The 276-nt window shown below is 54.7% G+C and carries 1 protein-coding gene; it reads right to left on the bottom strand.

Features of this window, described 5'->3' with window-relative positions:
- A partial coding sequence (gene ygfZ / locus FN960_RS23975) for a CAF17-like 4Fe-4S cluster assembly/insertion protein YgfZ (protein ID WP_221936853.1) occupies positions 1–276 on the bottom strand: 276 nt, incomplete at both ends.

Below are 276 nucleotides of genomic sequence, written 5' to 3'. Positions count from 1 at the left end.
ATATCGTTATTCATGACGACCTGTACCACGACCTGACCATCTTCCAGTTTTACCGCAGCCAGCACCGTACCGGTACGACGCCAGTTCTCGCCCATTTTCAGCTCTAAGTCTTCACCAGCTTCCGGCAGTCGGCTGGCGCTACCTGCCAGCAACCAGAGCGCACGTTTATTGGCACCACGGAATTTTGCTCGCGCCACCATCTCTTGTCCGGTATAACAGCCTTTCTTAAAGCTGATACCGCCCAGCGCCTGGAGATTGGTCGCCTGTGGGATAAAC

This window comes from Alkalicoccobacillus porphyridii (genome assembly GCF_007293315.1).
Taxonomy (GTDB): domain Bacteria; phylum Bacillota; class Bacilli; order Bacillales; family Bacillaceae_D; genus Alkalicoccobacillus; species Alkalicoccobacillus porphyridii.
This window is presented reverse-complemented; position numbering and strand designations above follow the sequence as displayed.